A 1302-nucleotide genomic window follows, 5' to 3' on the forward strand; every position below is an offset into this window, starting at 1 on the left:
CGCGCACTGCTGTCCGGAAAAAACTCTCAAGCAAAAAGTCCAGGCTGCACAGCGGCTTGCGCCTGCCAGCGCGCCCGTCGTCGGTGTTCGACGGCCGCCTCCACCGCCGGCCGCTGGAACAAGGCAACCCGCAGTTCGTTCAGCACCCGCAGCATCGAAAGATGCGAAGCGGTGCGGGCGCGGTAGAGCGCCACCAGCAGATAGGCGATCAGCGCGCACAGGATCTGGATGCGCACCGCGTTCTCGCTGCGGCCGAAGAAGCGGCTGATCCGCAGGTTCTGCTTGATCCACTTGAAGAACAGCTCGATCTGCCAGCGCGCGCGGTAGCAGGCGGCGATCTCCGCCGCCGGCCGCTCAAGGTCGTTGGTGACCAGCACCAGCGGCGTGGCATGGTCCGGCCGGTGCACGGTGATGCGGCGCAGCGGGGCGGTGTAGCGGTTGCGGCGGCCGCCCCCGGGATGGCGGTTGCTGAAGCGGATCAGCTCGTCGGACAGCACCTGCTCCTGCTCCGCCGCCGGCACCGGCCGGCTGTCGAGCACCGCCACCTGCGCATTGCGCTTAAGCCGGGTGACGAACCAGGCGCCGGCGGCCTCGAAGCCGGCCCACCAGTTGTAGTCGCAGTACCCCTTGTCGAACACATAGGTCGCCCCGCGCTGCAGCGGAACCTCGAGCGCCCGGGTGACGTCGTTGACGTTGGCCGCGCTGATGTCCTGCCACACCGGCACCGCCTGCCCGGGGTCGAACACCAGGTGCAGCTTCAGCCCCTGGGTGTGGCAGGTGCGGTGGGCTTCGGCCCAGGCAAAGCCGCGCCCCTTGAGCGTGAAGGAGGTCGAATCCAGTAGCCGCAGGCATTCGGCCGCCTGCTTGCGCACCGGGCGCGCGACCGTGGCCATCAGCACCTGCACGATCTCGGCGAACACCTGCGGATTGCGCCGGGCGCAGGCATCGGCCAGCGTCGTGCGCCGCAGCGGCCCGGTGCCCAGGTGGTAATGGTGCGCGCGGTGCGCGTTGTAGCCGGTCTCCAGCTCACGCAGGCTGCGGCAGCCGCTGAGGTGGCCGAACACCTGCGCGGTCAGCAGGCTCAGGCAGTCGAAGCCCTTCGTGTAACGGTCCGCCCCGTGGCGGTCGATGATCGCCTGGCAGGCGCCGCGCGGCAGGTCCTGCATCAGATGCTGGAATCGGCTTACTCTGAACATGTTGCGGTGCTTGGAAGTGAGTTGGCGCTCAGGGGTTTTACCCCAAACTCCAAGCACCGCAACGCTTTCCAGACACCGCGGGGGAATTTCTCCGGACAGCAGTGCG

Annotated in this window: 1 protein-coding gene; it reads right to left on the minus strand. The window is 68.2% G+C overall.

From position 1 onward, the window contains the following. Positions 1-26 precede the first annotated feature (26 nt). On the minus strand, positions 27-1302 hold a 1276-nt coding region (locus EYQ95_RS26140; protein ID WP_207916713.1), incomplete at its 5' end, for an IS4 family transposase.

It is taken from the genome of Lysobacter sp. N42 (assembly GCF_004344885.1).